Source organism: Streptomyces sp. NPDC006134, from assembly GCF_040628835.1.
Taxonomy (GTDB): domain Bacteria; phylum Actinomycetota; class Actinomycetes; order Streptomycetales; family Streptomycetaceae; genus Streptomyces.
Genome location: NZ_JBEXTV010000095.1, coordinates 1 through 17,296, shown reverse-complemented (window position 1 = coordinate 17,296; position 17,296 = coordinate 1). Strand labels below are relative to the sequence as shown.

The 17,296-nt window shown below is 72.7% G+C and carries 17 protein-coding genes; 11 read left to right on the top strand and 6 right to left on the bottom strand.

Annotated elements, in window-relative coordinates; genetic code table 11:
- Positions 1–100 precede the first annotated feature (100 nt).
- From ABZ340_RS34950 to ABZ340_RS34935, 4 genes are all read right to left on the bottom strand, one after another.
- A complete protein-coding gene (locus ABZ340_RS34950; protein WP_358785919.1) occupies positions 101–673 on the bottom strand; it encodes a hypothetical protein in 573 nt (190 codons plus the stop codon).
- 219 nt (positions 674–892) lie between these two features.
- Positions 893–1,657, bottom strand: a complete 765-nt coding sequence (locus tag ABZ340_RS34945) for a hypothetical protein (RefSeq protein ID WP_358785918.1) — start codon at positions 1,655–1,657, stop codon at positions 893–895.
- 32 nt (positions 1,658–1,689) lie between these two features.
- Positions 1,690–1,818 (bottom strand): hypothetical protein, encoded by a 129-nt coding sequence (locus ABZ340_RS34940; protein WP_358785917.1) that lies wholly within the window; start codon positions 1,816–1,818, stop codon positions 1,690–1,692.
- Between the two features lie 136 nt (positions 1,819–1,954).
- Positions 1,955–2,101 (bottom strand): hypothetical protein, encoded by a 147-nt coding sequence (locus tag ABZ340_RS34935; RefSeq protein ID WP_358785916.1) that lies wholly within the window; start codon positions 2,099–2,101, stop codon positions 1,955–1,957.
- A gap of 9 nt (positions 2,102–2,110) precedes the next feature.
- Here ABZ340_RS34935 and ABZ340_RS34930 point away from each other — a divergent pair, with 9 nt between their 5' ends.
- The 3 genes from ABZ340_RS34930 (at position 2,111) to ABZ340_RS34920 (ending at position 5,844) form a co-directional block, all read left to right on the top strand.
- Complete coding sequence (locus tag ABZ340_RS34930; RefSeq protein ID WP_358785915.1) at positions 2,111–2,272, top strand: hypothetical protein; 162 nt, start codon at positions 2,111–2,113, stop codon at positions 2,270–2,272.
- Positions 2,273–2,881: 609 nt separating this feature from the next.
- Positions 2,882–3,703, top strand: coding sequence for an SAM-dependent methyltransferase (locus tag ABZ340_RS34925; protein WP_358785914.1), 822 nt, complete (start codon positions 2,882–2,884; stop codon positions 3,701–3,703).
- The gene (locus ABZ340_RS34920) at positions 3,700–5,844 is read left to right on the top strand and encodes an EAL domain-containing protein (protein ID WP_358785913.1); all 2,145 of its coding nucleotides are present in this window, start codon (positions 3,700–3,702) and stop codon (positions 5,842–5,844) included. The genes ABZ340_RS34925 and ABZ340_RS34920 overlap by 4 nt, the downstream gene beginning before the upstream one ends.
- A gap of 64 nt (positions 5,845–5,908) precedes the next feature.
- Here the strand turns inward: ABZ340_RS34920 and ABZ340_RS34915 are convergent, their stop codons facing one another.
- Positions 5,909–7,210: a hypothetical protein gene (locus tag ABZ340_RS34915; RefSeq protein WP_358785912.1), complete on the bottom strand. Its 1,302-nt coding sequence runs from the start codon at positions 7,208–7,210 to the stop codon at positions 5,909–5,911.
- Between the two features lie 24 nt (positions 7,211–7,234).
- Positions 7,235–8,119 carry a LysR substrate-binding domain-containing protein gene (locus tag ABZ340_RS34910; RefSeq protein WP_358785911.1) on the bottom strand — a complete coding sequence of 295 codons (885 nt, stop codon included), beginning with the start codon at positions 8,117–8,119 and terminating at the stop codon, positions 7,235–7,237.
- 120 nt (positions 8,120–8,239) lie between these two features.
- Here ABZ340_RS34910 and ABZ340_RS34905 point away from each other — a divergent pair, with 120 nt between their 5' ends.
- From ABZ340_RS34905 to ABZ340_RS34870, 8 genes are all read left to right on the top strand, one after another.
- Positions 8,240–8,911: a succinate dehydrogenase gene (locus ABZ340_RS34905; RefSeq protein WP_358785920.1), complete on the top strand. Its 672-nt coding sequence runs from the start codon at positions 8,240–8,242 to the stop codon at positions 8,909–8,911.
- A gap of 2 nt (positions 8,912–8,913) precedes the next feature.
- A complete protein-coding gene (locus ABZ340_RS34900) occupies positions 8,914–10,863 on the top strand; it encodes a fumarate reductase/succinate dehydrogenase flavoprotein subunit (RefSeq protein WP_358785910.1) in 1,950 nt (649 codons plus the stop codon).
- Positions 10,860–11,609: a succinate dehydrogenase/fumarate reductase iron-sulfur subunit gene (locus ABZ340_RS34895; protein ID WP_358785909.1), complete on the top strand. Its 750-nt coding sequence runs from the start codon at positions 10,860–10,862 to the stop codon at positions 11,607–11,609. The genes ABZ340_RS34900 and ABZ340_RS34895 overlap by 4 nt, the downstream gene beginning before the upstream one ends.
- Before the next feature lie 302 nt (positions 11,610–11,911).
- A complete protein-coding gene (locus ABZ340_RS34890) occupies positions 11,912–12,682 on the top strand; it encodes a GNAT family N-acyltransferase (protein ID WP_358785908.1) in 771 nt (256 codons plus the stop codon).
- Positions 12,682–13,479, top strand: a complete 798-nt coding sequence (locus ABZ340_RS34885; protein ID WP_358785907.1) for a lysophospholipid acyltransferase family protein — start codon at positions 12,682–12,684, stop codon at positions 13,477–13,479. The genes ABZ340_RS34890 and ABZ340_RS34885 overlap by 1 nt, the downstream gene beginning before the upstream one ends.
- A gap of 171 nt (positions 13,480–13,650) precedes the next feature.
- Positions 13,651–14,064, top strand: coding sequence for a hypothetical protein (locus tag ABZ340_RS34880; RefSeq protein ID WP_358785906.1), 414 nt, complete (start codon positions 13,651–13,653; stop codon positions 14,062–14,064).
- Between the two features lie 134 nt (positions 14,065–14,198).
- A complete protein-coding gene (locus ABZ340_RS34875; RefSeq protein ID WP_358785905.1) occupies positions 14,199–15,605 on the top strand; it encodes a cellulase family glycosylhydrolase in 1,407 nt (468 codons plus the stop codon).
- Positions 15,606–15,717: 112 nt separating this feature from the next.
- The gene (locus tag ABZ340_RS34870) at positions 15,718–17,241 is read left to right on the top strand and encodes a ricin-type beta-trefoil lectin domain protein (RefSeq protein ID WP_358785904.1); all 1,524 of its coding nucleotides are present in this window, start codon (positions 15,718–15,720) and stop codon (positions 17,239–17,241) included.
- Positions 17,242–17,296: the final 55 nt, after the last annotated feature.

Below are 17,296 nucleotides of genomic sequence, written 5' to 3'. Positions count from 1 at the left end.
CGTTGTCCAGGGCGCTGGTCGCCTCGTCGAAGAAGAGGATGCGCGGCCGGCGGATCCCGACCAGGGAGGATCCGGGGCGAAGCCCTGTCGGCGTGCGGCGTCAGGCGCCCTCCTCTCCGCCGCGGCGGCGCGAGAAGTGGTACGCCGCGCCGATCGAGCCCATGATGAGCGCGGCGCCCAGACCGATCTCCTTCGGATCGAAACCGGCGAGGCTGCCGCCCTCCCCGGCGTGCACGCCCTTCTTCGGCGGAGGCGGCAGGAGACTGGGGCTCGCGCTCGGGCTCGGAGTGGTGCTGGTGCTGGGGCTGGGGCTGGGGCTGGGGCCGGGATGGCCCGCGATGGTCAGACTCGTCGTCCCGCTCATCCCGTCACAGGCGAACGACACCTGGTACACGGCGCCGGGTTTGGCGTCCCAGTCGACCACCGCCCGGGCCGAGGACCGGTCGGGCGGGATGGTGACGGTGTCGAACACCGGCGCCGAGACCGTCGCGGGGCCCTTGCAGCCACCACCCGCGCGGTCCACCCGCAAGGTGACCTGGCCGCCCGCCGCGACGGTCGGGGGTTCGACGCTGAACCCGAACGGCGTGATGTTGCCCGCGCTGGCGGCCGGTACGCAGGAGGTGAGGGCGGTGACGCCCAGCAGTGCGGCCGAAGCGACACGTATCGCGCGCATGGTGTGGATCCTCCGGTCCCGAGGAGCAGCTGCGGACCTGTTCCGCTCGCGCCTGGAATGCACCTCGATGACCGAAACGCTAGGAAGGCGCGCGCGACGACGCGATCGCAGTCGCGCGAACGGGTCACGTGTGTGGGCTGCTCAGGGGAGGCGGGTGCGGCGGCCGGGCGACGGCCGCGGGACGGGGTGTCCCGCGACCGCCGCACCCGGCCTCACGCCTCAGCCTTCCAGATGCGGGAAGAGGGTCAGGAACGGTTCCGTCGACGCGGCGATGCCGCGGCTGTACGGCGCGTCGAAGTCCCAGATCAGGAAGAGCAGGAAGGCGATCAGGGCGGAGAACAGCCCGGCGAGGGCCAGTTCGCGCGCCGTACGCCGGATCTGCAGGGCGAAGACCATGCCCACCGTGACGACGGCGCCGATGACCAGCCCGAACCACACCACGCCCGGCATGGTCGCCCCGGTCGACCCGGCACGGGCGGTGCGCGCCTGGTCCGCCGCGGCCACCTGGTCCAGGAGCGGCTGGTAGGCCTGGGCCTCGAAGTCGGTGCGCGGCTCGTAGTCGGTGACGTCCGCGCGGACGCGGTCCAGGAGCGCGGTGCCGCGCTCGGTGATCCGGCCCTCGTCGGACATGACCTTCCACTCGGTGGTGACGACGTGTCCGACATAGGCGTTGACATCGTCCCGGATGCGGTCGCGGACCTCGGGCGGATAGACCCGGACCCGCTCGGAGATCTCGTGCAGCGCCACGGCCTCCGCCTGGACGTGGTCCTGGGCGGCGCTGCGCGCCTCCCAGACACCGGCGATGGCCAGTCCCAGGACGATGGCGTACACCACACCGATCCACATCGTCATGTACTCGATGACGTCCGGGGTTTCGGTGGGGTCCTCGTCGTCGGACGCGGTGCGGTGCCGTACGAGGGTGATGACGACCACCACGGCACAGGCGGCCGCCATCGCGAGGGTGAGAACAAGCCATTCCGCCAAGAGGTTCCTCCAGAGGTCGGCGCGTCGGCGTGTCAGCGCGGACGCAGCGCGGCGACGGCGATCACCGCGGGTGCCGTGATGAGCAGGACGAAGTAGAGCGGTGACGGGGAGCCACGGGTGGGCCGCTTCGGGGCCTGGGCGCGGTGGCGCGGGTAGTGCACCGGCGTCAGGGACGGGCGGGGTGTGGGGGTCGCCGACGGTGTGGGTGTGGGGGTGGGAGTCGGAGTGGGGGTCGGAGCGGGGGTGGGGCGAGCGGGCTCGGGCCCCGGGAGCCGCCGAGGCGGCGGTGGCGGAGGTTCAGGTTTCGGTGTTGCTCTCGGTGGTGGGGGCGGCGGGGGTGGCGCCGTTTCCGGTGGCGGGGGCGGCGGAGGCGGTGGAGGCGGGGGTGTGGGCGTGGGCGTCGGCGTAGGAGGCGGGGTGGGGGCCGGAGTCGGTACGGGGCACGGTGGGAACGTGGGCCACGAGTGGTTCCCGGTGACCGTCACCGCCCCGATGCCGCCCGGGGCGTTCGAGACATACGCGCAGGCGTCGGCCCGCGCCGCGCCGGCCGGTGCCCCGGCGAGCGCGATCGTGAGCGCCGCCAGGGCCAACAGCCGTCCGGCGAAGGCGGGATGACTCGCTTCGGGTGCATGCACGACGACAGATCATGAGGGCCGACGTGCCGCGCCACGTCCCGGTGCCGGCCGATTGCCCCGAAGGAGGGACACCCGGCGCCCGGAGGCGGACGCGTGTACGACACGGCCCCGCCGCGCTCGTCCGCCCCCGCCGCGCCGTACCGCGTCCGGGAGGACGTCCCCGCGCCCGAGGAACACGGCCCGGTGCGTACCCGGTTCCGCGCGAGGGCGCGGCAGAGCGCCGCGGTGGTACCGGCGCCGACGGCGGCGCACGGCCAGGACGGCGGCATCCGGCAACCGGCCGTCGCAGACCGGCCGTCGTCCCCGTCGCCCCGGACGGAAAGCCCGCCGGCGCGTCGAAGAAAAGGGCGAAGAAGGGGGAAACAGGGGGGCGAAGAGAGGCCAGGGAGCCCTCGCGTGGCCGACGGGCCGTCCCCTCCGCGCCACGGCGGAGGGGACGGGTCCGGCGCCTCTCCCCGCCGGTGCGCGGGGGCACGTGCCGCAGGCAGTGACCGGGAACGGATGGTCAATTTCCGTTTCGCTCGCTCCTTCGGCGGACGATCAGTAGCCTCTGCTCGAACACCGGATCGCCTATGCCATGGAGAGATCGATGGAGCGTCCCGCCTGGGCCCCACGGAGCATCGACATCACGGTGCCCAGTGTGTCCCGGATCTACGACTTCTACCTGGGCGGTTCGCACAACTTCGAGGTCGACCGGGACGCGGCCCGCAAGGCGATGGAGCACCTGCCGGGACTGCCCAAGATCATGCAGGCCAACCGCGCCTTCCTGCGCCGCGCGGTGCGCTTCGCCGTGGACGAGGGCATCACCCAGTTCCTGGACATCGGCTCCGGCATCCCCACCTTCGGCAACGTCCACGAGGTGGCGCGGGCCGCCCACCCCGGTGCGCGCGTGGTGTACGTCGACCACGACCCGGTGGCGGTCGCGCACAGCCAGGCGGTCCTGGAGGAGAACGGGGACGACACGGACGTGGACGTCGTCGCCGCGGACCTGCTCAAGCCCCGGGACATCCTCACCAGCCCCCAGGTGGAGCGGCTGATCGACCTGAACCGTCCGGTGGCGCTGCTCCTCGTTGCCATACTGCACTTCGTGGACGACGCGGACGACCCGTACCGGGCGGTGGCCGAGCTGCGCGACGCGCTCGCGCCCGGCAGCCTGCTCGTCCTCACCCATGCCTCGTACGAGGGAATTCCGCTCCCGCCCGAGCGGGCGGCAGGCGCGGTGGACGTATACAAGGACATTCGCAACCCGCTGATCATGCGCTCGCGCGAGGCGATCGCGCGGTTCTTCGAGGGGTACGACATGGTGGAACCCGGACTGGTGCCGATGCCGCACTGGCGGCCCGAGACGGCGCCCGAGGACGAGGACCCGTACGCGTTCTCCGGGTTCGCGGGCGTGGGGCGTACGGCGTGAGCGCGGAGCCGGACGGGCCGGAGGACAGACTGCGCCGGTTCGCGACGATCTGGAGCCGGGCGGTCTTCCCGGTGACCACGACGTCGGCGACCCGTCCCGAGTTCGAGGCGCAGCTGCTGCCGCTGGCCCGGCGGTTGAGCGAGGCCCTGCGGGCGCGGAGCTTCGACGCCGACCAGGGCCGGGCGGTCGGCGCCGCGCTCGTCGGCGCGCACTGCACCGACCCGGAGGCGCTCAGCCGGACGCTGGACTGCGTCGACGCCTACCTGGTGCTCTACTGCGGCGGCGACGGCGACCGGGAGGACCTGCGGGCCCGCTCGGCGCGGCTCCAGCACGCCATGGCCGCCGGGTACGCGCAGGCGCTGCGCGACCGGACGCTGGCCGAGCAGGAGGCCATCGCCCAGGCCGCGCTGCGGGCGCAGGGCGTGGTGGCGCAGGCGCTGCACGCCAGCGAGGCCCGCTTCCGGGCCGTCTTCGAAGGTGCCGCGATAGGGATCGGCATCGCCGACCTGAACGGCAATGTCCTCCAGGTCAACCGCGCTCTGACCCGCATGTTCGGCCTGACCGAGCAGGCGCTGCGCGGCCGCAACGCCACCGAGTGGACCCATCCCGACGACGCGCCCCAGACCTGGCGGCTCTACGAGGAGCTGGTGCGAGGCGAACGGGAGCACTACCACGTCGAGAAGGCCTTCCAGCGGCCTGACGGAACGGTCCTGTGGACCAACCTGACGGTCTCCCTGCTGCGTGACGCCGACGGCAACCCCCAGTACCAGCTCGCCCTCATGGAGGACACCACCGAGCGGCGGCTGCTCAACCTGCGGCTGCGCTACGAGGCCACGCACGACGCGCTCACCGGCCTGCCCAACCGCAGCTTCTTCTTCGAACGCCTGGAGAAGGCTCTCAACGCCGGGCCGGGCCAGCGCTTCGGCCTGTGCTACCTCGACCTGGACGGCTTCAAGACCGTCAACGACAGCCTCGGCCACGCGGCCGGCGACCGGCTGCTGGTGGAGGTCGCCGACCGGCTCCAGGCGTGCGCCACCGCGCCCGGCGAGATGGTCGCCCGGCTCGGCGGCGACGAGTTCGTGGCGCTGACCACCGGCCCCGACACCCGGCAGGCGGTCGACGAACTCGCCACGCGCATCATGAACGCGCTGCTCGCCCCGGTCAGCGTCGACGGGCGGGAGCTGACCGTGCGCGGCAGCATCGGCATCGTCGAGGGCCCGGCGGGGGAACGCAGCCCGGCGGAGGTGCTGCGCAGCGCCGACATCACCATGTACCGGGCGAAGTCGGCGGGCGGCAACCGGTTCGAGCTGGCCGACCCGGAGGCCGACGCCCGCGCCATCACCCGGCACGGGCTGACCACCGCCCTGCCGACGGCGCTGGAGAGGGGCGAGTTCTTCATCGAGTACCAGCCGCTGGTGCACCTCGGCGACGGCAGTGTGCGCGGCGCCGAGGCCCTGGTGCGCTGGCTGCACCCGCAGCACGGCGTGCTCGGCCCCGACCGGTTCATCCCGCTCGCCGAGCGCACGGGACTGATCGTGCCGCTGGGCCGCTGGGTGCTGGAGCAGTCGGTGCGGCAGGCCCGCGAGTGGCGCGAGATGTGCGGCGGCGACCCCGCGTCCGTCCCGCCGCGCATCAACGTCAACCTCTCGCCGTGCCAGCTGACCGACCCCGGCCTGGTCCGCGACACCGTCGAGATCCTGGAACGGACGGGCGTCGAGCCCGACGCGCTGTGCCTGGAGGTGACGGAGTCGGCGCTGATCGGCGCGGACGACGACCTGCTCAAGCCGCTGCGCCGGCTGGCGGAGATGGGCGTCGACATCGCCCTGGACGACTTCGGCACCGGCTACTCCAACCTCGCCAACCTGCGCCGCCTGCCGGTGAGCATCCTCAAGCTGGACCGTTCCTTCACCCGGGGCATGCAGCAGTTCCCCGCCGACCCCGTCGACCTGAAGATCGTCGAGGGGATCGTCTCGCTGGCGCACAGCCTGGACCTCGCGGTCACCGTGGAGGGAGTGGAGACCGGCGCCCAGGCCGAGCAGCTGCGGATACTGGGCTGCGACACGGCCCAGGGCTGGTACTACGCCCGCCCGGGCCCGCCGGAGCGGCTGCACGAGCTGGCGCTGGTGGACGCCACGGGCTGAACCGGCGGCCTGCCCGCCGTGCCGGGGTGACGCACCGCCCCGGCACGGCAGGCCGTCCGGCCGGTCAGCTCGGCGGGTCGAGCGAGAACACGACCCGCTTGCCGGTGCTGTCGTCCGGCCGCTCGTTGATGCCCCACAGCCGCTTCGCGGACGGCGACCACGACAGGTTCTGCGTCAGCGGCGGTGCGTACGTGAGCACGTGGGGTTCGCCGTTCGGCAGGGCCCAGTGGATGCAGTACGGGACGTCCGGGTCGGTGCCCCCCGCGTACTCGGGGCACTCACCGCTGAAGTAGTAGTGCTGCCCGTCGAACGCCGCCCCCTGGACGCGCCAGACGGGCACGCGGAAGGCCTCCTGCGCCTGCACGGTTCCCGTGCTGTTGGACGCCGTGTCCGTCTCCAGCAGGCCGTTGTCGGACAGGGGCCAGCGGACCACGGGCCGGCCGCCGCGTGCGTTGAACTCCGAGGTGATCAGCGCGTCCTCGCCGCTGCGGTCCAGGCTCAGCGACGTCAGGCACGGTGCGCTGTCCGTGCAGGCGGAGCCCGGGGCGCCGTTGTGGTAGAGGCCGATCATCGGCAGGGCGTAGTTGTGGTACCGCGCCGAGGAGACACCGCCCCGGATGCCGACCGACTCGGAGGAGTTGTCGCTCATCTTCCACAGGTGCCGCAGGTCGTACACCTGTATCTGGTGGCCGGTCGCCAGGAAGAGCTTGTTGCCGTACCAGGCGATGCCGTCCGCGTGCGCCCCGGGCGCGGGCGAGTGGGTGGTGGCGGGGTCGCCCACCGCGCGGAAGTTGGCCGAGGAACCGCTGCCGTAGGGGTCGACGAGGAGGACGTGGTTGTAGATGGGCGGATGGCCCGGGCTGTTGTCGACCACGGTGATGCGGGCGAACGCGTTGCCGGTGAAGTGCCAGGAGGCGATGTAGACGTACTTGCCGAGCCAGGTTCCCGCAGGCGAGGCGTCGTGGGAGCCGGTGATGCCCTGCGGTGTCCACTCGGAGGAGGTGTCGTCGTCCTTGTTCCAGCAGAAACCGTCGATGGAGTAGGCCGTGTCGAGGTTCGTCGGGTGGCAAAGGCCCTTGCTGCCGGTATGGCCGTGCCCGTCGAGGAGCGGGCCGAGGGCGTCCTCGTCCGGCTCGTAGTAACTGGTGACCTTGCCGCCGGCCTCGATGTCGGCTATCGCGTCCCACCGGCTCTGGAAGTCGTCGGCGGTCAGCTTCATCACGGACGCGTCCATCGGCGTCAACGGGGTCGCGGCTGCCGCTGGTCGGGGCACCGCCACCAGGAGCGCCACGGCGCCCAGCGCCGTCGCGGCGGCGGCTGTCACCCGGCCGGACCGGGTCCGGCCCAGGAATGTGAATCTGGACATCGTTCGATCATAGGGATCGGTTGATCACCGCTCCAGGAGCATCCGCTGCAGCTCCCGCGCCGCCCGCGGCGGAGCCACGTCGCTGCGGTGGGCCAGCGCGATCGTCCGGTGCAGTCCGGGCCGGGCCAGCGGCGTCACCCGCAGTCCGCGCCCGGACCGCGCGGCCACCATCCGCGGCACGACGGCGACGCCCAGCCCCGCCCGGACGAAGCCCAGCACCGCGTCCATCTCGCCGCCCTCGACCGCGAAGTCCGGCTCGAACCCCTCCGCGCGGCACGCCGCCACGGTCAGCTCCCGCAGGTCGTAGCCGTGCCGGAACATCACCAGACGCTCGCCCTCCAGGTCGGCGACGCGCACGGTGCGCCGTCCGCCGCCGGGCCGGGGCGCCTCCGGGGAGGACACCACCACCAGGTCCTCCCGCAGCAGCTCCACCGTCGTCAGCGCCGGCGACGGGGTGGGCAGCGGCAGGACGACCAGCGCGAGGTCGAGAGCGCCGCGCGCCAGCTCCCGTACCAGATCGTGCGAGCCGCTCTCCTCGATCAGCAGCCGGATGCCGGGGTACCGGTCGTGGAAGGCGCGCAGCACGTCCGGCAGCAGGCCCGTGCACAGGCTCGGCGTCGCGCCCAGCCGTACCCGGCCGCTGCGCAGCTGCACCAGTTCCTGCACCTCGTGCCGGGCCGTGTCCGCGTCGGCCAGGATGCGCCGGGCCAGCGGCAGCAGCGCCTCCCCGGCGTCGGTCAGCGTGATGTTGCCGCGGGCGCGCAGGAACAGGTCCGCGCCCAGCTCCCGCTCCAGCGCCTTGATCTGCTGGGACAGCGACGGCTGGGCGACGTGGACCAGGTCGGCGGCCCGGGTGAAGTGCCGGGTCTCGGCGACCGCCACGAAGTACTGGAGCTGCTGGAACTGCACCCCGCCATCATAGGCATCTCCTATCGAAACAAGCCGCACCATGTCTTGGACCGATGGGACCCGCGCCCCCTAGCGTCTTGTGCCATGGCTCTGGCAACGCGGACGGACCGACGGCCCTCCCTGGCGCGCACCGTGTGGGACTCCACCGTCGGCAAGAAGACAGTGATGGCGGTCAGCGGTCTCGTCATGCTGCTGTACCTGGTCGCCCACATGATCGGGAACCTGAAGATCTTCTTCGGGGCGGGCGAGTTCAACCACTACGCCCACTGGCTGCGCACCGTCGGCGAGCCCTTCATGCACGACGAGTGGACGCTGTGGCTCATCCGCGTCGTCCTGGTCGTGGCCGTCGTCGCGCACGCCGTCTGCGCGTACCAGCTCAGCCGGCGCGACCTCAAGGCGCGGCCCGGCAAGTACGTGCACAAGAAGCCGCGGGCCAGTTACGCCACGCGCACCATGCGCTGGGGCGGCGTCATCCTCGGCCTGTTCATCGTCTGGCACATCCTGGACCTGACCACCGGCACCGTGCACACGGGCGGCTTCGAGACGGGCAAGCCCTACCAGAACGTCGTGGACACCTTCTCCACCTGGTACGGCAACGTCGTCTACATCGTCGCGATGCTCGCTCTCGGCCTGCACATCCGGCACGGCTTCTGGAGCGCCGCCCAGACCCTCGGCGCCGGCAGCCGCACCCGCGACCGCGCCCTGAAGACCGTTGCCGACGTCCTCGCGCTGCTGCTCACGATCGGCTTCGTCGCCGTACCCGTGGGCGTCATGACCGGAGTGGTGAGCTGAAGATGACTTCCTACGCCGACTACACGACCGGTGCGCCGGTCGCCGACACCAAGGCCCCCGCCGGGCCGATCCACGAACGCTGGGACAAGCGCCGCTTCGAGGCCAAGCTGGTCAACCCCGCCAACCGGCGCAAGCACACCGTGATCGTGGTGGGCACCGGCCTCGCGGGCGGCTCGGCCGGCGCGACCCTCGCCGAACAGGGCTACCAGGTCATCCAGTTCTGCTACCAGGACTCCCCGCGCCGCGCCCACTCCATCGCCGCGCAGGGCGGCATCAACGCGGCGAAGAACTACCGCAACGACGGCGACTCGATCCACCGCCTGTTCTACGACACCGTCAAGGGCGGCGACTTCCGCGCCCGCGAGTCCAACGTCCACCGGCTCGCGCAGATCTCCGTCGAGATCATCGACCAGTGCGTCGCGCAGGGCGTGCCGTTCGCGCGTGAGTACGGCGGTCTGCTCGACACCCGCTCCTTCGGCGGTGTGCAGGTGTCCCGCACCTTCTACGCCCGCGGCCAGACGGGCCAGCAGCTGCTGCTGGGCGCCTACCAGGCGCTGTCCCGGCAGATCGCGGCCGGGAACATCGAGATGCACCCGCGCACCGAGATGCTCGACCTGATCGTCGTCGACGGACGGGCGCGCGGCATCGTCGCCCGGGACCTGATCACCGGGAAGATCTCCACCTACTTCGCGGACGCCGTCGTCCTCGCCTCCGGCGGCTACGGCAACGTCTTCTACCTGTCGACGAACGCCATGAACTCCAACGCGACCGCGATCTGGCGGGCGCACCGGCGCGGCGCGTACTTCGCCAACCCCTGCTTCACGCAGATCCACCCCACCTGCATCCCGCGCACCGGCGACCACCAGTCCAAGCTGACGCTGATGAGCGAGTCGCTGCGCAACGACGGCCGGATCTGGGTGCCCAAGGCCAAGGGCGACACCCGCCCGCCGAACGAGATCCCCGAGGAGGAGCGCGACTACTACCTGGAGCGCATCTACCCCTCCTTCGGCAACCTCGTGCCCCGCGACATCGCCTCCCGCGCCGCGAAGAACGTCTGCGACGAGGGCCGCGGCGTCGGCCCCGGCGGACAGGGCGTCTACCTCGACTTCGCGGACGCCATCAGGCGGATGGGCCGCAAGAAGGTCGAGGAGAAGTACGGCAACCTCTTCGACATGTACGAGCGGATCACCGCGGAGAACCCCTACGAGGTGCCCATGCGGATCTACCCCGCGGTGCACTACACGATGGGCGGCCTGTGGGTCGACTACGACCTCCAGACCACCGTGCCGGGCCTGTTCGCGATCGGCGAGGCCAACTTCTCCGACCACGGCGCCAACCGGCTCGGGGCGAGCGCCCTGATGCAGGGCCTGGCCGACGGCTACTTCGTCCTGCCGGCCACCATCAACGACTACCTGGCCCGCAACCCGCACAAGGACGAGGTCACCGACGACCACCCGGTCGTGCAGGAGGCGCTCGCCGAGACCGAGGACCGGCTCAACCTGCTGCTGTCCGTCGACGGAGACCGCACCCCCGACTCCTTCCACCGCGAACTGGGCGAGCTGATGTGGGAGTTCTGCGGCATGGCCCGCACCGACTCCGGCCTGCGCAAGGCGCTGGAGCGCATCCCGCAGATCCGCGAGGAGTTCTGGCGGCGCATCAAGGTGCCCGGCACCGGCGAGGAGCTCAACCAGTCGCTGGAGAAGGCCAACCGCATCGTCGACTACCTGGAGCTCGCCGAGCTCATGTGCCTCGACGCGCTGCACCGCACCGAGTCCTGCGGCGGCCACTTCCGCGAGGAGTCCCAGACCCCGGACGGCGAGGCCGCCCGCAAGGACGAGGAGTTCTCCTACGCCGCCGCCTGGGAGTTCACCGGCACCGGCGAGGCCCCCGTCCTGCACAAGGAAGACCTGGTCTTCGAGTACGTCCACCCCACCCAGCGGAGCTACGCATGAAGCTCACCCTGCGCGTCTGGCGGCAGAAGAACGCCGACGCCGAAGGCGCCATGTCCACGTACGAGGTGGACGGCATCTCGCCCGACATGTCGTTCCTGGAGATGCTCGACACCCTCAACGAGGAGCTCATCCTCAAGGGCGAGGACCCGGTCGCCTTCGACCACGACTGCCGCGAGGGCATCTGCGGTGCCTGCTCGCTCGTCATCAACGGCGACGCGCACGGCCCCGAACGCACCACCACCTGCCAGCTGCACATGCGGTCCTTCGAGGACGGCGACACCATCGACATCGAGCCGTGGCGGGCCGCCGCCTTCCCGGTCGTGAAGGACCTGGTCGTCGACCGCTCCGCCTTCGACCGGATCATCCAGGCCGGCGGGTACATCACCGCCCCCACCGGCTCCGCGCCCGAGGCCCACGCCACGCCGGTGCCCAAGCCGGACGCCGACTACGCCTTCGAGCACGCCGAGTGCATCGGCTGCGGCGCCTGCGTCGCCGCCTGCCCCAACGGCGCGGCGATGCTGTTCACCTCCGCGAAGGTCAACCACCTCAACGTCCTGCCGCAGGGCGCGCCCGAGCGCGAGACCCGCGTGCTGGACATGGTGGCGCAGATGGACGAGGAGGGCTTCGGCGGCTGCACCCTCGCCGGGGAGTGCGCCACCGCCTGCCCCAAGGGCATCCCGCTCACCTCCATCACGCACATGAACCGGGAGTGGCTGCGGGCGACCCGGAAGGCGGCCAAGCGCTAGGGGGCTTCTGACGGAGATCCGTCAGAAGCCCCCTAGGCGCACCGGCCGCGGGGGTGATCTGAGCGTTCGCCGGCAGGGTGCGGACGGGCGGGACCGGGAGTGGTGCTCATCCCCGGTCCCGCCAGGCACGTGTGCACCGGACCGCCCGGACCGCTCGCCCCCTCGGGCTCCATGCCGTTCAACAACCCCACACCCGCGCTCCCGGCCAGGGTCACGCACACGCCAACCGGCGTCGGAAGAACAGGAGCGGCAGACCGCACGGTGTGCCGCCGCCGTCCCCGATCCGTGACCTGGAGACCGCCATGACCGGCATACTGGCCGTCGACCGTCCCGCGCAGCCCGCGGCATCCCCCCGCTACACCGTCGGCCTCGCCCGCGACGAGGAGGACGTCCGCGCCGCGCAGCGCCTGCGGCACGACGTCTTCGCCGGGGAGATGGGCGCCCTGCTGTCCACGCCGCAACCGGGGTACGACATCGACCCGTTCGACGCGTACTGCGACCACCTGCTCGTCCGCGACACGGCCACCGGCCAGGTCGTCGGCACCTACCGGCTGCTGCCGCCACAGCGCGCCGCGGTCGCCGGACGCCTGTACGCGGAGGGCGAGTTCGACCTCGCCGCCCTGGACCCGGTCCGGGCGGGACTGGTCGAGGTGGGCCGGTCCTGCGTCCACCCCGACCACCGCGACGGCGCCGTCATCGGGCTCATCTGGGCCGGGACGGCCCGCTACATGGCCGACCGCGGCCACGCGTGGCTCGCCGGCTGCTGCTCCCTCCCGCTCGCCGACGGCGGCGCCCTGGCCTCCGCCGCCTGGCACCGGGTACGGGACACGCACCTGGCGCCGGACGAGTACCGCGTACGCCCCCTGCTGCCCTGGACCCCGCAGGCCGTCCCGCCCGCCGCACCGGCCGGCCTGCCGCCCCTCCTGCGCGGCTACCTCCGCCTCGGCGCCTGGGTCTGCGGCGAACCCGCCCACGACCCCGACTTCGGCGTCGCCGACCTGTACGTGCTGCTGCCGATGAGCCGGGTCCACCCGCGCTACCTGCGGCACTTCCTCTCCCTCGTCCCGGCCTGATGAGCGCCTGGCTGCCGAGCGCGCCCTGCACACCGGGGGCGTGCGTGGAGCGGACCGGTGCCGCGGCGGCCGTACCCCGGGCCGTCCTGCGGCTCACGGCGGTCACCGCCCTGCTCCTCGCCGGGATCGCGCTGTCGCCGCTCGGCGCGCGCGTTCCCGCCCGGCTGGTGCGGGGGTGGTGCCGGTGGACCGTGCGGGCCGCGGGCGTGCGGGTCCGCGTCCGCGGCGGTGCCGCACCCGTGGGCGGACTGCTCCTCGTCGCCCACCACGTCTCCTGGCTCGACGTCCCGCTGCTGGCCGCCGTCCGCCCGGCCCGGACGCTGGCCAAGGCGGAGATCCGGCGGTGGCCGGTGGCCGGGCCGCTGGCCGCGCGCGGCGCCCTGTTCATCGAACGGGACCGGCTGCGGGCCCTGCCGGACACGGTGGCCCGCGTCGCGGACGCCCTGCGCCGCGGGCAGGCGGTCGCCGTCTTCCCCGAGGGCAGCACCTGGTGCGGCCGGGCCCGCGGCCCCTTCCGGCGGGCCGTCTTCCAGGCCGCCCTCGACGCCGGGGCCGCCGTGCAGCCGGTGCGCATCGCGTACCGCACCGGCGCGGGAGCGGTGAGCACGGTGCCCGCGTTCGTCGGGGAGGACACCCTCCTCGCGTCTCTGTGGCGGGTGGTCTCGGCGCCCGGCCTGGTGGCCGAGGTGGAGGTGTGCCCGGCGATCGCGCCGGGCCGTCACCCCGACCGCCGCGCCCTCGCCCAGGCGGCCCAGCGGGCGCTCGGCGGGCCCGCCGAGCCGGAGAGCACGAGGTGACCCCATAATCGGCATGCCGGGTTCCGGCCCGAGGGCCCGGCACGCACGGTGGATCACGTCACGAGCCACCGTCTGCCGCAGCGGGGCGGACGCCAGCCGGAGCCGGCGGGCGTCCGGCCGGGAGCGGCGGCGGACAGGTACGGGACCAGGCACTGGATGGGGGGGAGCACCATGACCGACGACGCACACACCGGCCCGACCGGCCCGTCCGGCCAGGCCGACGACGGTGTTCCGCGGGTCCTGTGCGACGCCGGGGAGGTCGTGGCCGGCGGTTCCGCGCGGGCGGGTGCGCTGTGGCGGCTCGCCGAGCCCGGACGGCAGCTCGACGCCAACGTCGTCCGGATCCCGCCCAAAGGGCGCGTCGACACCCACACCGAGCCCGACCTCGACGTCCTCCTGCTCGTCGTCGGCGGGTCCGGCACCCTCGACGGGGCGCCGGACCCGCAGCCGCTGGCCCCCGGCAGCCTGGTCTGGCTCCCGCACGGCAGCGCGCGCGGCCTCGGTGCGGGCGAGGACGGCCTGGCCTACCTGACCGTCCACCGCCGCCGCCCGGGCCTGCGGATCCGGACCCGGCCCCCCGCGTGAGCCGCGGCGACCGGGCCGCGGGCCGCCCCGGCGTCCGGAAGCGGTGAACGCCGTTTCGGGTCGGCACTCTTGATGTCCCGTCAGTTCTCCTGGTGGTATCTGCGGCACTGTCGACCGACCGCGCCGGAGGCCCCATGTTCCGCCGACTGCTCGCCGCGCTCGTCTGCACCGCCGTCCTGTCCGCCGGAGCCGCCCAGGCGCACGCCGGTGCCCGCACGGACACACCCGCACCTCCCGGCATACCCCGCCTCACGGACGACCGGGGCCGCGTCCTCACCCTGCGCGGGTGGAACGTCGAGGACAAGACCCACCGCGGCGAGGACGCCCTCTCCGCGATCGGCGAGCGGCACTTCCGCGACCTGCGCGCCCAGGGCTTCAACTTCGCGCGGCTGCTCGTCTTCTGGGACGACCTCGAACCCGAGAGAGGCCGCTACAGCGAGGCGTACCTGCGCAGGATCGAGCGCATCCTCGGCTGGGCCCACCGGCACCGCGTCCAGGTCCTGATCGACGCCCACCAGGACGTCTTCGGACCGGCGTTCGGGCACCGCGGCATCCCCGCGTGGGCGACCAGGACGGACGGGCTGCCGTTCACCCCGCACCCCGGCGACTGGTTCGCCGAGTACTTCGAACCGGCCGTGCAGCGGGCCTTCACCCACCTCTACGAGGACCCGGACCTGCGCCGCGCCCAGGAGGACATGTGGCGGGTGCTCGCCGGGCGGTTCGCGGACCACCCGGCCGTCCTCGGCTACGACCTGATCAACGAACCCATGGGCGAGATCGCGCCGGGCGAGGACCTGCCCACCGCCGCCCGGCGCATCGAGCGCGACCACCTCACCCCGATGTACAACCGCCTCGCGGACGCCGTCCGCACCGTCGACGACGACTCCTGGATCTTCTTCGAACCGACCCCCATCGTGGGGGAGGGCGTCCCCACCGGACTGGGCCGGATCGACGACCCCAAGGCCGTCTACGCGCCCCACTTCTACAACACGGCGATGGAGGCGGGCGCCGACTACGACCCGTCGGCCGGCTGGATCGAGGCGTACGAGTCCGCCGTGACCTCCTACCCGCGGCAGTACCGCGTCCCGGTCGTGGTGGGGGAGTGGGGGCCGCTCAACAACGCGCTGCCGAACATGGGCCGGTTCTACCGCGACGCCCTGGCGTCGCTGAACCGTTACAGCTCCGGCTGGGCGGGCTACGTCTGGTGCTACGGCGCCGGGTACTGCGCCGTCGACGCGGCGGGCCGCTTCCGTACCAACAAGGAGCAGACCGCGGCCCCGTACGCCCCCGCGGTCGCGGGCGAGATCACCGCCGAGGCGTACGAGCCGGACACCGGGACCTTCCGGCTGTCGTACCGGGCCCGGGGCGGCGTCACCGAGCTCTCCGTGCCGCCCCGGGCCGGTGGCTGGCGGATCGAGACGGCCGGGTCCGCCCGGACCGGCACGCCCGTGCTGCCCGCGGACCGCGCGGCGACCGCGCGGGTGTGGGCCCGGCCCGGTGACCACGTCACCGTCGTCGTCACCCCGCGCACACGGGCCTGACCCCCTCCTCCCGGCTTCCGCGCCGAAAAAGGTGAACAGTTGTCTTGTTTCTGGTGTTCCCACGGTGCCTACCGGCCAGTACAACCCGTGGGTACCCGACTCAGGAGGCACAGTGAAGGGCACCAGACACAGACTCCGCGGGCTGACGACGGCCGCCGCCGTGTCGGCGATGGTCCTCGGAGCCCTGACCGCGGCCCCCGCCGTCGCGGCCCCGGCCGGCTCCCCGCGGACGGTCTCCTCCGTACCGCTGCCCCCCGACCTGGAAGCCATCCGGGCGGCGGAGGCCACCCGGCTCTACGGCAGTCCCGCCGAACGGCCCCTGGAGGACCGCAGGACCAGCCTCGTCTCGCTGGGCGACAGCGAGATCTCCGGCGAGGGGATTGGCACCTACGAACCCGGCACCAACGGCCCCGACAACTGGTGCCACCGTTCGCCGGACGCCGCCATCCACCGCACGGGAATCCCCGCCGACCTCACGTACAACGTGTCCTGCTCCGGCGCCACCACCGCCCACATCCGCATCGGCGGCAGCAAGCAGTACGCCGACGAACTCGTCCAGAGCGACAATCTCGCCGTCAAGGCGCGCACCACCCGCGTCAAGATGGTGCTGCTGGTCGCCGGGGCCAACGACGACCTCGAGTTCGGCCCGGTCATGACCGACTGCGTCCAGCGCTACCTGCTCAGCCAGGGCCCGTGCGAACCGAAGTACGCCCCCGGCTGGCAGGCCCGCGTCGACGGGCTCGTCCCCAAGGTCGAGCAGACGGTGCGCGACCTGAGGAGCGTGATGCGGGACGCCGGGTACGCCGACGGCGACTACAAGCTCGTCGTCATGGGCTACCCGAGCCCCATCGGCCCCGACTTCCGCGACAACCCGGACTTCACCACCAAGATCGCCTGCGGCGGCATGGGGTACGACTCCGACACCGCCTGGGGACGTGACAGCGCGGTCCCCGCCTTCGAGCGGGGCATGCGCAAGGCGGCGGCCGCCACCGGCGCGACCTACCTCGACGCCTCCCGGCTCTTCCACGGCCACGAGGTCTGCATGGAGGACGCCTGGGCGCGGGGCCTGTACATCGACCTCTCCAAGCCCGGCCTGCCGGACGAGAACTCCGTGCGGCAGTCGTTCCACCCCAACAAGCGCGGCCACGCCGCCTTCGCCTCCTGCCTCACCCAGCTGTACGCGTCCGGGCTGAAGGAGGCGAGCTGCGCGGACGTCAGCTCCTCCGGCACCCCGAAGCTGTTCCCGTACGCCTGGGACGACGTCTACCGGCCGCTGCGGAACCAGGCGACCGGCACCTGCGCCGACGTCGCCTCCGGCAAGAGCGCCAACGGCACCCGCGTCACCGGCTGGGACTGCCACGGCGGGCGCAACCAGGGCTGGTGGTACGACCCGGAGCGGGCGACCCTGCACACCGAGCTGACCCAGGACCGCTGCCTGGACGTCCCCGAGGGCAGGTACACGCCCGGCACCGGCCTGGTCGTCTGGGACTGCCACGGCGGCCCGCACCAGACGTTCGTCCGTGAGGGAGCCACGATCCGCCCGGCGGCCGCGCGGGGACTGTGCCTCGCCCTGGCGGGCGCGACGGAACCCGTACGGCTCCAGACCTGCGACGGTTCGGCGAACCAGCGCTTATAAGGTCAGCATCCTAGGGCGTCAACCAAGCAAAGGGAAAGAGGTTGATTCATGCGGC

What these genes read in the sequence shown, in the direction of transcription:
- ABZ340_RS34950 (WP_358785919.1), bottom strand. Translation starts at nt 673, where the DNA reads ATGCGCGCGATACGTGTCGCTTCGGCCGCACTGCTGGGCGTCACCGCC.
- ABZ340_RS34925 (WP_358785914.1), top strand. Translation starts at nt 2,882, where the DNA reads ATGGAGCGTCCCGCCTGGGCCCCACGGAGCATCGACATCACGGTGCCC.
- ABZ340_RS34915 (WP_358785912.1), bottom strand. Translation starts at nt 7,210, where the DNA reads ATGTCCAGATTCACATTCCTGGGCCGGACCCGGTCCGGCCGGGTGACA.
- ABZ340_RS34900 (WP_358785910.1), top strand. Translation starts at nt 8,914, where the DNA reads ATGACTTCCTACGCCGACTACACGACCGGTGCGCCGGTCGCCGACACC.
- ABZ340_RS34895 (WP_358785909.1), top strand. Translation starts at nt 10,860, where the DNA reads ATGAAGCTCACCCTGCGCGTCTGGCGGCAGAAGAACGCCGACGCCGAA.
- ABZ340_RS34890 (WP_358785908.1), top strand. Translation starts at nt 11,912, where the DNA reads ATGACCGGCATACTGGCCGTCGACCGTCCCGCGCAGCCCGCGGCATCC.
- ABZ340_RS34885 (WP_358785907.1), top strand. Translation starts at nt 12,682, where the DNA reads ATGAGCGCCTGGCTGCCGAGCGCGCCCTGCACACCGGGGGCGTGCGTG.
- ABZ340_RS34880 (WP_358785906.1), top strand. Translation starts at nt 13,651, where the DNA reads ATGACCGACGACGCACACACCGGCCCGACCGGCCCGTCCGGCCAGGCC.
- ABZ340_RS34875 (WP_358785905.1), top strand. Translation starts at nt 14,199, where the DNA reads ATGTTCCGCCGACTGCTCGCCGCGCTCGTCTGCACCGCCGTCCTGTCC.